Consider the following 13614-nt stretch of genomic DNA (forward strand, 5'->3'; position numbering starts at 1 on the left):
TGGTTGCGAAATCAGTAGCCGCCGTTGCGCGACGCGCAACGGTTTTGCATTGTAGCTGCCGTGCGCGACATGCACGGTCCCCCCATTTTGTTCTAGTTTGGTTCTATGGCATTCAACGTCACTCTCAAGCAAAGCGGCCGGCAATTCCAGGTCGAGTCGGACGAAACCGTGCTGGCGGCCGCGCTGCGCCAGAACGTCCATCTGCCGTACGGCTGCAAGAACGGCGCGTGCGGCTCCTGCAAGGGCCAGATCGTGTCGGGCCAGATCGAACAGGGCCCGCACGCCGCGTCGGCGCTGTCCAACGACGAACGCACGCGCGGCCTCGCGCTGCTGTGCTGCTCGAAGGCGCAATGCGATCTCGAGATCGACGTGCGCGAGATCGCCGGCGTCGACGGCGTGCAGGTCAAGAAGCTGCCGTGCCGGATCGCCGCGCTCGAACGCAAGGCGGACGACGTGATGGTCGTGAAGCTGCAGTTGCCCGCCAACGAACGCCTGCAATACCTCGCGGGCCAGTACGTCGAATTCATCCTGAAGGACGGCTCGCGCCGCAGCTACTCGATGGCGAACGCGCCGCACGAGGAAGGCCCGATCGAGCTGCACATCCGCCACATGCCGGGCGGCAAGTTCACCGATCACGTGTTCGGTGCGATGAAGGAGCGCGACATCCTGCGCTTCGAAGGCCCGCTCGGCACGTTCTTCCTGCGCGAGGATTCGGACAAGCCGATCGTGCTGCTCGCGTCGGGCACCGGCTTCGCGCCGATCAAGGCGATCATCGAGCACGTGAAGCACTCGGGCATCACGCGCCCGATGACGCTCTACTGGGGCGCGCGCCGCAAGAAGGACCTCTACCTCGGCGAGCTCGCCGAGCAGTGGGCGCGCGAGATCCCGAACTTCACGTACGTGCCGGTGCTCTCCGAGCCGGACGACGCCGACCAGTGGACGGGCCGTACGGGCTTCGTCCACCGCGCGGTGATCGAGGACCTGCCCGATCTGTCCGGCCACCAGGTGTACGCGTGCGGCGCGCCGGTGATGGTCGAATCCGCGCAGCGCGACTTCACGCAGCACCACGCGCTGCCGGCCGACGAGTTCTACGCGGACTCGTTCACGAGCGCCGCCGATCTCGCGCATCCGGTCTGAGCACCGGGCGCGCCCGCGTCCCCGCTGCGCGCCGCCCGTGTCACATCCGTGGCATCGCGGCGGTTTACAGTGGGGCGCGGGATGCCTTATGCTTGCGCACATGAACCGCTTCCTGTCCGCTCTCCGACGTCGCCGCTCGCCGCTCCGCCCGGATGCCGCCGGCTCGTCACGGACTCGCGCGTAACCCTCCTCCGCTTCACCGGTTACGCACAAGCTGTTCGACCCACCAGCCACGGCCTTCCGTGGCTTTTTTATTGCCCGTTTCCCTTTCAACGCCCGCTGGAGTCTGCTGCCATGCCCTTGAACGATTATCCGATCGACTCGCTGATGTACATCACGAACCGCCCCGACATCGTGTTTACGCACGGCAAGGGTTCGTGGCTCTACGATCACACGGGCAAGCGCTATCTCGACTTCATCCAGGGTTGGGCCGTCAACAGCCTCGGCCACTGCAACGACGGCATCGTCGAAGCGCTGAAGAGCCAGGCCGAAAAGCTGCTGAACCCGTCGCCGGCGTTCTACAACGAGCCGATGGCGAAGCTCGCGGGCCTGCTCACGCAGCACAGCGTGTTCGACAAGGTGTTCTTCACGAACAGCGGCGCCGAAGCGAACGAAGGCGCGATCAAGCTCGCGCGCAAGTGGGGCCGCAAGTTCAAGAACGGCGCGTACGAAATCATCACGTTCGACCACAGCTTCCACGGCCGCACGCTCGCGACGATGTCGGCCAGCGGCAAGCCGGGCTGGGACACGATCTACGCACCGCAGGTGCCGGGCTTCCCGAAGGCCGAGCTGAACAACATCAACTCGGTCGAGAAGCTGATCACCGACAAGACCGTCGCGGTGATGCTCGAACCGATCCAGGGCGAAGGCGGCGTGATCCCGGCCACGCGCGAATTCATGCAGGCGCTGCGCGCGCTGACGAAGCAGCACAACCTGCTGCTGATCGTCGACGAAGTGCAGAGCGGTTGCGGCCGCGCGGGCACGCTGTTCGCGTACGAGCTGTCCGGCATCGAGCCGGACGTCATGACGCTCGCGAAGGGCATCGGCGGCGGCGCACCGCTCGGCGCGCTGCTGTCGAAGGCCGATGTCGCGGTGTTCGAGGCCGGCGACCAGGGCGGCACGTACAACGGCAACCCGCTGATGACGGCGGTCGGCTATTCGGTGATCTCGCAGCTCGTCGCACCCGGCTTCCTCGAAGGTGTGCGTGCGCGCAGCGAGTATCTGAAGCGCAAGCTGCTCGAGCTGTCGGAGGAGCGCGGCTTCGAGGGCGAACGCGGCGAAGGCCTGCTGCGCGCGCTGCTGCTCGGCAAGGACATCGGCCCGCAGATCGTCGAGAAGGCTCGCGACATGCAGCCCGACGGCCTGCTGCTGAACGCCGCACGGCCGAACCTGCTGCGCTTCATGCCCGCGCTGAACGTGACGACCGAAGAGATCGACCAGATGATGGCGATGCTGCGGTCGATCCTCGATACGCTGTAAGGAGCCCGCCGCGATGGATGCCGCCGCCGATGCTGTCGCGATCCGCCCGTTCGAACGCGCCGATACCGATGCGGTGCTCGCGGTATGGCGCGACGCGTTCCCGCAGTACGACGAAGCCGGTGCGCCGCCGCACCGCGATCCGCTGCGATCGATCGAGCTGAAGCTCGCGACGCAGCCGGAACTGTTCTTCGTCGCGACCAGCGGGGCGCGCGTCGTCGGCACGCTGATGGCCGGTTTCGACGGACATCGCGGCTGGCTCTACTCGTTCGGCGTCGCGAACGACGCGCGCCGGCTCGGCGTCGGCCGCGCGCTGATTGCGCATGCGGAACGCGCGCTCGCCGCGCGCGGCTGCCTGAAGATCAACCTGCAGGTGCTGCCCGGCAACGACGACGCGTGCCGCTTCTACGCGGCGCTCGGCTATCGCGTCGAGGAACGCATCTCGTTCGGCAAGACGCTGCCCGCCGCGTAACACGGCCGCCGGCAGCGGCGCGGCTCAGCGCGTGATCGGCCCCGCGCCCGGCAGCGGATTGCCGAGCGCGTCGGTCGGCACGGCCTGCTGCTCGAACGCCGCGAAATACGCGGCCCATTGCGCGTCGCTCACGCGCACGATCAGCGCGCCGTCCTGCCACACGTCGTTGTGGTCGTTGTGGTCGTCGCCCGCGCGATGCAGGTAGTTCGGGCCCGTCGAGCCCTGGTTCATGTGCGTGTCGTGGATGCCGTTGCCTTCCGAATACGTGCGGCCGAACACGACGACGTCGAGCCCCTGCGACTGCGCGGCGTTCACGAGCCGCAACAGCGACGGGATCGGCTCCGGATGCTCGGTGCCGTCCATCACCGCACTCGCGCGCCATGCACCCGTGTCGTTCAGGATGTCGCTGCGCAGGTAGTCGAGCGCGGGCAGCGCGGCCTGCCCCGTGAGATCGGTATAGCCTTCGGCCGCGGCGGCGAGCGTCTGCGTGACCGGATGGTGGAAATCGTAGACGAGCTTGTAGTTCAGCAGGTCGTCCGCGTCGCTGGTGCCGACGTTGATCGCGACGTCCCAGTCGCCGGTGGGCAGCGCCAGCGTCAGGTGAATGTGATACTGGATCTCGCTGCCGTGCGGCGAGCCCTTCAGCTTCGCCACCGACGTCACCTTCGCCTTCACGAAACCGTAGTCCAGACTCATGCGTGTTCTCCGTGTCCCGATGGGTCATCGATGCTACGCGGCCCGTGTGTCGGTTTGCGGGCGACCGGCTGCGGGCGACCGGCTGCGAACAACCGCACGCCAGCCGCATGCGCGGTGCAACAGTCGAATGGAGTCGCCTTGGCGCGCATAGTTCGACGCGAATCGCACACTACGAAAAAAAGCCGTCACGGTCGCCCGTGACGGCTTTTCGAAAGCCCGGGTGCGACATGCGCAACCGGGCCCGTTCATTCGATCGCTTACTCGCCCAGATACGCGGCGCGCACCTTCGGATCGTCGAGCATCTGCTTCGCGTCGCCTTCCATCGTGACCGTGCCCGAATCCATCACGTAGGCGCGGTCGGCCGCCTGCAGCGCGAGGCGTGCGTTCTGCTCGACCAGCAGCACCGTGATGCCCTCCTTCGAGATCTCGCGCACCACTTCGAAGATCTTCTCGACCATGATCGGCGACAGGCCCATCGACGGCTCGTCGAGCAGCAGCAGCTTCGGCTTCGACAGGATCGCGCGCGACATCGCCAGCATCTGCTGCTCGCCGCCCGACAGCGTGCCCGCGAGCTGCGTCGCCCGTTCCTTCAGGCGCGGGAAGAAGCCGAACATCCGGTCGACGTCCTTCTTGATCTGCTCGTTGTCGTTGCGCAGGTACGCGCCCATCTGCATGTTCTCGATGATCGACATCCGCGCGAAGATCCCGCGGCCTTCCGGCACCATCGCGAGGCCGCGCTTGAGCAGTTCATGCGACGGCACGCCCTTGATCGACTTGCCGTCGTACTCGATGTCGCCCGCCGAGTACGGTTTCAGGCCGGTGATCGCCTTCATCGTCGTGGTCTTGCCGGCGCCGTTCGCGCCGATCAGCGTCACGAGCTCGCCCTGGCGAACTTCCATGTCAACGCCCTTGACGGCCTGGATGCCGCCGTAGTTGACCTGCAAGCCCTTGATTTTCAACATTGCCGCTGCCATCAGTGCACCCCTGCGCCGAGATATGCCTCAATCACCTTCGGATTCTTCTGCACGTCCTGCGGCAGACCCTCGGCGATTACCTTGCCGTAATCGAGCACCGTCATCCGGTTGCACAGCCCCATCACGAGCTTCACGTCGTGCTCGATCAGCAGGATCGTGCGGCCGTCCGAGCGGATCTTGTCGAGCAGGCGCGTGAGTTCGACCTTCTCGGTCGCGTTCATCCCGGCGGCCGGCTCGTCGAGCGCGAGCAGCTTCGGGTCGGTCGCCAGGGCCCGTGCGATTTCCAGACGACGCTGGTGACCGTACGACAGGTTGCGCGACGTGTAGTCCGCATACTGCAGCACGCCGACGTATTCGAGCAGCTCGATCGCGCGTTCCTTGATCTCGCGCTCTTCCTTGCGCTCGGCCGGCGTCTGGAACACCGCGCCGAGCAGCCCGTGCTTGGTGCGCACGTGGCGGCCCACCATCACGTTCTCGAGCGCCGTCATGCCGCCGAAGAGGCGGATGTTCTGGAACGTGCGCGCGATGCCGGCCTTGGCCACCTGGTGCACGGCCGTCGGCGTGTAGTTCGTGCCGTCCAGCTTGAAGTCGCCGGAGTCCGGCGTGTAGAGGCCCGTGATCACGTTGAAGAACGTCGTCTTGCCGGCGCCGTTCGGGCCGATCAGGCCGTAGATCTCGCCTTCGCGGATCTGCAGGCCGACGTCGGACAGTGCCTGCAGCCCGCCGAAGCGCTTGTTCACGCCCTGCACGGACAGTCGGATTTGCTTGTCGCTCATGTGTGTATCCCCTTGTCCGTAGGTTAAGCGCGCACCGGCTTCTTGCTGTTGCGCTTCGCCAGTTTCGCGATCTTGTCCTCATGCTTCGGCGCGGGCCACAGGCCTTCCGAGCGGTACAGCATGATGATCACCATCGCGAGGCCGTACAGCGCCTGACGGATCACTTCCGTATCGACGATGTCATGACCGAACAGCGCATGCTGCAGCGGGCTCATCGTCGAGCGCAGGAATTCCGGGAAGATCGCGAGCAGCACCGCACCCAGGATCACGCCCGGGATATGGCCCATGCCGCCGAGCACCACGCAGGCGAGCACGACGATCGATTCCCAGAACGTGAACGACTCGGGCGACACGAAGCCCTGGAACGCGCCGAACATCGAGCCCGACAGGCCGCCGAACGACGCGCCCATCGCGAACGCGAGCAGCTTCACGTTACGGGTGTTGATGCCCATCGCCTTCGCCGCGATCTCGTCTTCGCGGATCGCTGCCCACGCGCGGCCGATACGCGAGTGCTGCAGACGCGTACACACCCAGATCACCAGCAGCGAGCAGAGCACGAACAGGTAGTAGTACATGTACACCGACGGCAGCTGGAAGCCGAACAGCGAGTGCGTCTGCGACAGGTTGAAGCCGCCGACGTGCACCGGATCGATGCCCGTGATCCCCTTCGGGCCGTTGGTGATGTTCACCGGACGGTCGAGGTTGTTCATGAAGATCCGGACGATTTCACCGAAGCCGAGCGTGACGATCGCCAGGTAGTCGCCGCGCAGGCGCAGCGTCGGCGCGCCGAGCAGGATCCCGAAGGTCGCCGCCAGCGCCATCGCGATCGGCACGATCAGCAGGAACGGGATGTGCAGCCCGTTCGGCGCGAGCGCCGCGATCCACTCGAACTGCGAGGTCAGGTGCGGCGAGCTCAGGAGCGCCGCCGTGTACGCGCCCACCGCGTAGAACGCGATGTAGCCGAGGTCGAGCAGGCCGGCGAAGCCGACCACCACGTTCAGGCCCAGCGCGAGCATCACGTACAGCATCGCGAAGTCGAGCACGCGGACCCAGTAGTTGCCGCCGGCCGAGCCGATCACGATCGGCGCGGCGATCACGAGGACCGCGGTGAGGAGGCCGATGACGACGGTCTTGGCGGTGTTGCGCTCTTCGACGAGCGACGTCGACGATTCGATCGGTTGAATGGATGTCATGTTGTTTGCTCCCCTTCCGTTACGCGCGATCCGCGACCCGTTCGCCCAGCAGGCCCGACGGACGGAACACCAGCACGATGATCAGCACGACGAAGGCGAACACGTCCTGGTAGTTACTGCCGAATACGCCGCCCGTGAGATTGCCGATGTAGCCGGCCCCGAGCTGCTCGATCAGGCCGAGCAGCACGCCGCCGACCATCGCGCCGCCGAGGTTGCCGATCCCGCCGAGCACCGCGGCGGTGAACGCCTTCATGCCGGGGATGAAGCCCATGTAGAAGTGCACGTTGCCGTATTCGGACGCGATCATCACGCCGGCCAGCGCGGCGAGCGCGGAGCCGATCATGAACGTCGCGGAGATCACGAAGTTCGGGTTCACGCCCATCAGGCTTGCCGTATTCGGGCTTTCGGCGATCGCGCGCATCGCGCGGCCGAGCTTGGTCTTGTGCACGAGCAGCAGCAGGCCGGCCATCACGAGGAACGCGACCGCGATGATCACGATTTCAGTGACCGAGATCACGGCGCCGGGCGTCGTGTCGGTGGCCTTGATCACGTTGATCGGGTCGGTCGGCAGCAATTGCGGGAACGGCAGCGGGTTGCGCGACCAGATGATCATCGCAGCCGTCTGCAGCAGGATCGACACGCCGATCGCGGTGATCAGCGGCGCGAGGCGCGGCGCGCGGCGCAGCGGCCGGTACGCGACCCGTTCGATCGTGAAGCCGACGAACGCACAGACGACCGCGGCGATGCCCAGGCCGATCGTCAGCGTCGCGACGTTGCCGAGTCCGGGAAAGTGGTTCTGCAGCACGGTGATGGCCGACAGCGCGACCATCGCGCCGATCATCAGCACGTCGCCGTGCGCGAAGTTGATGATGCCGAGAATGCCGTACACCATCGTGTATCCCAACGCGATGATGGCGTACACACTGCCGAGCACCAGCCCGTTGAGAACCTGCTGGACGAAAATATCCATTTAAAGCTCCTTGGCCCATGCTGCCGGAGGACGTTGCGCCCCGCGGGTAAGCGAGGAATCGCGCCTTCTCGGCGACACTGCGGGTACTAGTCGATACCGGTAAGGGTGGATCGTCCCGGCGCGCGCCGCCCGGCCTGTACGGCCGGACCTGCCGCCGGAGCGGATACAAGAACGGCACCGCACTGTTTCGGTGCCGTCATGAGTCCCGTCGCTAAATCGTCACGACATCGAGGACGGTGTTCGTGGCCTCCTTGAAGTCGTGGGGCAGCATGCCGAGACGGCCGTCGTCCGGTTTCCCGGCATCCGTGCGTTGGCCCGTCCAGTACCATGCAAGCATCGTGCCCGGACGGATCGGATTCCGCGCCGCGTCGCCCGGCAAGGCGTTGCGGCAGCCGCGCCCGACTTTCGTCAGGACTGCATCGGAATCCATCGTACGAATCAGGCTGCGCGCCACGACACGGGCGGTCGCGGCGGCGCGCTGTTTCGTCGAATCGAATTGAAGGGGGGACAGTGGCCTCGGTACGCTGCCGGCAACGCCGCGATCGCCCGGCATCCGTCGACCGGCCGCTTGCCGCGACGCAGCCTGCATGCCCGCTGCCGGCCCGGTCGTCGGGCCAAGCGCGTTGATTTCCTCGATCGTCAAACGTGCCCCGTGTTCCTTGTCCCTGCCCAGTTGCGCGATACGGCGCGCCGATGGCGCCGCACGTCCTGCTCCGGCGGCGCGCACGCCGCTGGCCGATGGTGCCGCGAACCCCGCAGCCTCCCTGCCCGCCCCGTCGTCGCTCTTTTTCCTGCAGCCGGCAAGCATTGCAACCGGTGCGGCGACGGACACGGCGTAAGCCAACTTCACATGCATTGAATGGTCTCCCGCGCCTTGCCAAAACCCGATTTCAAAGCCATTCCGGCTTGAAAACGGGCGCATTGTAACTCCATTTATAGGACGCCAATATTCCTGATTCGATGGGGTTTTCCTGCATTGCAACCAATTTTGAGACAAGACTGGACGCACCGGGAGCAACCGGGTTGCACCATGATTGGGAATAATGGTTGCGATTGCAATTTCGACGCACGAAAAAAAGCGCGCCGGGCGGCGCGCTTCGGTGTTCCGCGGATGCGATGCGGCAATCAGGCGGCGGGCGGCAGGTTCAACCCGCGCGGCAGCGGAAACGACACGTTTTCCTCGATGCCGTCGAGTGCGCGGACGTTGCGCACGCCGAGTTCGCGCAGCCGCGCGATCACGGCCTGGGCGAGCACCTCGGGCGCCGACGCGCCGGCCGTCACGCCGATGCGGCGCTTGCCGGCGACCCAGGCCGGATCGATCTGGTCGGGTGCATCGACCATGTATGCGGCCACGCCGCGCTTTTCGGCCACTTCGCGCAGCCGGCTCGAGTTCGAGCTGTTCGGACTCCCGACCACGATCACGACATCGCATTGCGGCGCCATGAACTTCACCGCGTCCTGGCGGTTCTGCGTCGCATAGCAGATGTCCTGCTTCTTCGGTTCGCGGATCTTCGGATACTTCGCCTTCAGCGCGCCGATGATCTCGGCCGCGTCGTCGACGGACAGCGTCGTCTGCGTGACGAGCGCGATGCGCTCGGGATCGGCGAGCTCGAGCTTCTGCACGTCCTCGACGCTTTCGACGAGGTGCATGCCGCGCTCGACCTGGCCCATCGTGCCTTCGACTTCGGGATGGCCCTTGTGCCCGATCATGACGATGTCGACGCCGTCCTGGCGCATCTTCGCCACTTCGACGTGCACCTTCGTGACGAGCGGGCAGGTTGCGTCGTAAATGCGCAACCCGCGCACGTCGGCCTCGTCGCGCACGGCTTTCGACACGCCGTGCGCACTGAAGATCACGGTGTTGCCGGCCGGCACTTCCTCGAGTTCCTCGACGAAGATCGCGCCCTTCTTCTTCAGATCCTCGACCACGTACTTGTTGTGGACGATTTCGTGACGCACGTAGATCGGCGCACCGTGCATCGCGATGGCGCGCTCGACGATCTCGATCGCGCGGTCGACGCCCGCGCAGAAACCGCGCGGCTGGGCCAGCAGGATTTCGGCGTCGGCGGCGACGGTCTGCCCGGACAGCGTATCGGTGGTACTCATGATTACAGGATTCCGATGATTTTCACTTCGAACGTGAGCGCCTGGCCCGCGAGCGGATGATTGAAGTCGAACAGCGCCGAGGTCTCGCTGACTTCCTTCAGCACCCCCGCGTAGCGGCCGCCATCCGGTGCATTGAACTCGATGAGTTCGCCCGGCGTGAAATCGTCGCCGACCATCCCGTTCTCGCGCAGCGTCGACAGCGTCACGCGCTGGAGCATGTCGGGATTGCGGGGACCGAACCCCTGATCGGGGGCTAGCTGAAAAGTCGAGTGGTCGCCGACCCTGAGCCCGAGCAGAATCTGTTCCAGCGACGGCGCCAGCTGCCCCGCGCCCAGCAACAGCGTGGCCGGCTTGTCCGAGAAGGTGTTGACGATGTCGGCGCCGTCGGCCAGTGCCAGCCGGTAATGCAACGTGACGTGGGAACCGGGCTTCACTTCGGATAGATCGATGAGGCTCATGAATTACTCGTTCAGTCGGCGCCCGATACGGCCGAATGGCCCGGCGCAAAGCCAATATTGTAAGTCACCTGAGCGTGCAAGGCGGAAAGTGCGACGACGTTGCGCACACCGCCCGCCGCCAATGGAGTTCCGACCATGCCGTCACCCTGCCTCATCCTGCCGTCGGCCGAATGCCGCGACACCGCCGACGCGCCGGCCGATCCGCCCGCCCGCGTCATCCCGATCAACCGGCGCAGGCGCCGCCCGGGCGACTGGCGGCCCGAGCGGCCACGCGAGCGGCTGCTGGAGCGCGGGCCGGCCGCGCTGACCGACGACGAGCTGATCGCGCTGCTGCTCGGCACCGGCAAGCCCGGTCACGATGTATTCGTCACCGCCCGCGAACTGGTCGAGCAGTTCGGCACGTTGCACGGGCTGCTCGAGGCGACCACCGACGATTTCGAGGCGCACCCCGGCATCGGCCCCGCACGCTCCGCGCGGCTCGTCGCGGTCACCGAGATCGCGCGGCGCATGCTGGTGGAGAAAGCGGAAGAACGGATGCAGATCGACTCGCCCGGCGCGGTCGAGGATTGCCTGCGACTGAAGATCGGCACGCGCCAGTACGAAGTGTTCATCGCGGTCTATCTGGACGCGCGCAACCGCCTGATCGACATGGAGGAAATCGCGCGCGGCTCGCTCACGCGCATGGCCGTCTATCCGCGCGAGATCGTGCGCCGCGCGATGAAGCAGAACGCCGCGGCGCTGATCGTCGCGCACAACCATCCGTCGGGTGCGGTGCAGCCGAGCGCGGAAGACCGCCGCCTGACCCGCGTGCTGAAAGACGCGCTCGAACTCGTCGACGTGCGGCTGCTCGATCACGTCGTCGTCGGCGTCAGCGATACTTTCTCGTTCGCGCGGGCTGGTTGGCTGTAGACTGTGGCGCGGCGGCCCATCCCCGGGCGCCGCAACGGCGAAGTGAAATTAGGTTTGATTTTTCTGAACTTTTTCTGCTAGAATCGCCGTCTGTATTTTTTCCAACCAGTTCTAGCCATCGAAGGGCCTTGTCTGTAAGGGCTACGGCGTTCTGAGTGCAGCCATGGATCACGTGGCGGTGCGATGGAACCTTCACCGGCGATCGAACCCCGAATTTAGCGTATTAGGAGTGCTCTCATGGCACGCGTATGCCAAGTAACTGGGAAAGCGCCGATGAGCGGCAACAACGTTTCCCACGCCAACAACAAGACCAAGCGTCGCTTCCTGCCGAACCTGCAAAACCGCCGGTTCTGGGTAGAGAGCGAAAACCGCTGGGTGCGCCTGCGCGTCTCGAACGCCGGCCTGCGCCTGATCGACAAGAACGGCATCGATTCCGTGCTCGCTGACCTGCGCGCACGCGGCGAAGCCTAAGCCCAAGGAGCACAATCATGGCAAAAGGCGCCCGCGACAAGATCAAGCTCGAGTCGACCGCTGGTACGGGTCACTTCTACACGACCACGAAGAACAAGCGCAACATGCCGGAAAAGATGGCGATCAAGAAGTTCGATCCCGTCGTCCGCAAGCATGTGGAATACAAAGAAACCAAGATCAAGTAATCCCCTGGTTTCTGCAGCCTGACGGCGACCGAAAAGCCCCGCACATGCGGGGCTTTTCGTTTTGGCGCGCACGCGCGAGCCCGACGCGGTATGCTCTCCTCTTTCCGCGGCCACGACCGACGGAACGCACCAGACTAAAAGCGTAACGATGGAGATGCAGCATGAAATTCGACGTGGCGATCGTCGGCAGCGGCCTGGCAGGGCTGTCGGTCGCACTCAACCTGGCCAGCACGCGACGCGTCGCGCTGATCGCGAAACGTTCGATGATGGAGGGGGCGAGCGATAACGCGCAGGGCGGCATCGCGGCCGTCCTCGACTCGGCGGACAGCATCGAGAACCACGTCGACGACACGCTGGTCGCCGGTGGCGGCCTGTGCGACGAAGGCGCGACGCGCTACATCGTCGAGCACGGCCGCGAAGCAATCGAATGGCTGATCTCGCAAGGCGTGCCGTTCACGAAGGACGACGCGGCCGAACTCGGCTTTCACCTGACGCGCGAAGGCGGCCACAGCCACCGCCGCATCATCCACGCGGCCGATGCGACCGGCCATGCGGTGCTCGCGACGCTGTCGGAGCGCGCGCGCCAGCATCCGAACATCACGTTCTTCGAAAACCACCATGCGATCGACCTGATCACGTCGGACCGGCTCGGCCTGCCCGGCCGTCGCTGTCACGGCCTGTATGCGCTCGACGTCGACAACGACCGCACGATCACGATCGAGGCGCCGCATACGGTGCTCGCCACCGGCGGCGCCGGCAAGGTCTACCTGTACACGACGAACCCCGACACCGCGACCGGCGACGGCATCGCGATGGCGTGGCGGGCGGGCTGCCGCGTGTCGAACATGGAATTCATCCAGTTCCACCCGACCTGCCTGTTCCATCCGTACGCGAAGTCGTTCCTGATTTCGGAAGCCGTGCGCGGCGAAGGCGGCCTGCTGAAGCTGCCCGACGGCACGCGCTTCATGCCCGCGCACGATCCTCGCGCGGAACTCGCGCCGCGCGACATCGTCGCGCGCGCGATCGACTTCGAGATCAAGAAGCGCGGGATCGACTGCGTGTATCTCGACATCAGCCATCAGCCGGAAGCGTTCCTGCGCGAACATTTCCCGACGATCCATGCGCGCTGCCTCGAATTCGGCATCGACATCGCGAAACAGCCGATCCCCGTCGTGCCGGCCGCGCACTATACGTGCGGCGGCGTCGTCACCGATCTCGCGGGGCGCACCGATCTCGCGGGCCTGTATGCAGTCGGCGAAACATCGTATACGGGGCTGCACGGCGCGAACCGGCTCGCGAGCAACTCGCTGCTCGAATGTCTCGTGATCGGCCGCGCGGCGGCCGAGGCGATCGAAGCGGCCGGCTTCGAGGCCCAGACGCCCACCGCACTGCCCGCGTGGGACGAAAGCCGCGTGTCGGATGCGGACGAGGAAGTCGTCGTGGCACACAACTGGGACGAACTGCGCCGCCTGATGTGGAACTACGTCGGCATCGTGCGCACCGACAAGCGCCTCGAGCGCGCGAAGCACCGGCTGTCGCTGCTGCGCGACGAGATCCACGAGTACTACGCGAATTTCCGCGTGACGCGCGATCTGCTCGAACTGCGCAACCTCGTCGACGTGGCCACGCTGATCGTGAAGAGCGCGCACTCGCGCCGCGAAAGCCGCGGGCTGCACTACAGCCGCGACTGGCCGCATACGCTGCCGAAGGCGTTGCCCAGCGTGCTCACGCCGCGCGTGCGCCGCTGAGCGGCGCGCCGCCCTTCCCGGCGGCGGCGGCGGCCGCGGCACA

At 65.7% G+C, this 13614-nt stretch carries 15 protein-coding genes; 7 read left to right on the forward strand and 8 right to left on the reverse strand.

What is annotated here, in order from left to right; all coding sequences use genetic code 11:
- Nucleotides 1-105 precede the first annotated feature (105 nt).
- The 3 genes from HWX03_RS22890 to HWX03_RS22900 all read left to right on the forward strand — a co-directional run bounded on the left by HWX03_RS22890 (nt 106) and on the right by HWX03_RS22900 (nt 3085).
- Nucleotides 106-1137, forward strand: a complete 1032-nt coding sequence (locus HWX03_RS22890) for a CDP-6-deoxy-delta-3,4-glucoseen reductase (RefSeq protein ID WP_175872765.1) — start codon at nt 106-108, stop codon at nt 1135-1137.
- A 294-nt stretch (nt 1138-1431) separates the two neighbouring features.
- Nucleotides 1432-2616 carry an acetylornithine transaminase gene (locus HWX03_RS22895; RefSeq protein ID WP_175872766.1) on the forward strand — a complete coding sequence of 395 codons (1185 nt, stop codon included), beginning with the start codon at nt 1432-1434 and terminating at the stop codon, nt 2614-2616.
- A 13-nt stretch (nt 2617-2629) separates the two neighbouring features.
- Nucleotides 2630-3085 carry a GNAT family acetyltransferase gene (locus HWX03_RS22900; RefSeq protein WP_059576818.1) on the forward strand — a complete coding sequence of 152 codons (456 nt, stop codon included), beginning with the start codon at nt 2630-2632 and terminating at the stop codon, nt 3083-3085.
- A gap of 24 nt (nt 3086-3109) precedes the next feature.
- On the opposite strand, the gene HWX03_RS22905 is transcribed toward HWX03_RS22900, so the two are convergent.
- The 8 genes from HWX03_RS22905 to HWX03_RS22940 all read right to left on the reverse strand — a co-directional run bounded on the left by HWX03_RS22905 (nt 3110) and on the right by HWX03_RS22940 (nt 10258).
- Complete coding sequence (locus tag HWX03_RS22905) at nt 3110-3781, reverse strand: DUF2278 family protein (protein WP_175872767.1); 672 nt, start codon at nt 3779-3781, stop codon at nt 3110-3112.
- Nucleotides 3782-4038: 257 nt separating this feature from the next.
- Entirely contained in the window at nt 4039-4755 is a 717-nt protein-coding gene (locus HWX03_RS22910; protein WP_174432496.1) for an ABC transporter ATP-binding protein, read from the reverse strand.
- Nucleotides 4755-5531 carry an ABC transporter ATP-binding protein gene (locus HWX03_RS22915; RefSeq protein WP_174391175.1) on the reverse strand — a complete coding sequence of 259 codons (777 nt, stop codon included), beginning with the start codon at nt 5529-5531 and terminating at the stop codon, nt 4755-4757. Before HWX03_RS22915 ends, HWX03_RS22910 begins: the two co-directional genes overlap by 1 nt.
- 23 nt (nt 5532-5554) lie before the next feature.
- Complete coding sequence (locus HWX03_RS22920) at nt 5555-6724, reverse strand: ABC transporter ATP-binding protein (RefSeq protein ID WP_126362938.1); 1170 nt, start codon at nt 6722-6724, stop codon at nt 5555-5557.
- 19 nt (nt 6725-6743) lie between these two features.
- On the reverse strand, nt 6744-7694 hold the full coding sequence (locus HWX03_RS22925) for a branched-chain amino acid ABC transporter permease (protein ID WP_174391173.1): 951 nt from the start codon (nt 7692-7694) through the stop codon (nt 6744-6746).
- A gap of 211 nt (nt 7695-7905) precedes the next feature.
- Nucleotides 7906-8550: an amino acid-binding protein gene (locus HWX03_RS22930; protein WP_244132749.1), complete on the reverse strand. Its 645-nt coding sequence runs from the start codon at nt 8548-8550 to the stop codon at nt 7906-7908.
- Between the two features lie 269 nt (nt 8551-8819).
- Nucleotides 8820-9800, reverse strand: a complete 981-nt coding sequence (gene ispH / locus HWX03_RS22935; RefSeq protein WP_006488968.1) for a 4-hydroxy-3-methylbut-2-enyl diphosphate reductase — start codon at nt 9798-9800, stop codon at nt 8820-8822.
- 2 nt (nt 9801-9802) lie between these two features.
- Nucleotides 9803-10258, reverse strand: coding sequence for a peptidylprolyl isomerase (locus HWX03_RS22940; RefSeq protein WP_006488950.1), 456 nt, complete (start codon nt 10256-10258; stop codon nt 9803-9805).
- 135 nt (nt 10259-10393) lie between these two features.
- Between HWX03_RS22940 and radC the strand changes: the two genes are divergently transcribed.
- The 4 genes from radC to nadB all read left to right on the forward strand — a co-directional run bounded on the left by radC (nt 10394) and on the right by nadB (nt 13571).
- Nucleotides 10394-11167 (forward strand): DNA repair protein RadC, encoded by a 774-nt coding sequence (radC, locus tag HWX03_RS22945; protein ID WP_175872769.1) that lies wholly within the window; start codon nt 10394-10396, stop codon nt 11165-11167.
- A 237-nt stretch (nt 11168-11404) separates the two neighbouring features.
- Entirely contained in the window at nt 11405-11638 is a 234-nt protein-coding gene (gene rpmB / locus HWX03_RS22950; protein WP_004186391.1) for a 50S ribosomal protein L28, read from the forward strand.
- A gap of 17 nt (nt 11639-11655) precedes the next feature.
- On the forward strand, nt 11656-11823 hold the full coding sequence (gene rpmG, locus HWX03_RS22955; RefSeq protein WP_006478046.1) for a 50S ribosomal protein L33: 168 nt from the start codon (nt 11656-11658) through the stop codon (nt 11821-11823).
- A gap of 161 nt (nt 11824-11984) precedes the next feature.
- Nucleotides 11985-13571 carry an L-aspartate oxidase gene (gene nadB / locus HWX03_RS22960; protein WP_174432493.1) on the forward strand — a complete coding sequence of 529 codons (1587 nt, stop codon included), beginning with the start codon at nt 11985-11987 and terminating at the stop codon, nt 13569-13571.
- Nucleotides 13572-13614: the final 43 nt, after the last annotated feature.

Source organism: Burkholderia sp. BCC0397 (assembly GCF_902832865.1).
GTDB lineage: Bacteria > Pseudomonadota > Gammaproteobacteria > Burkholderiales > Burkholderiaceae > Burkholderia.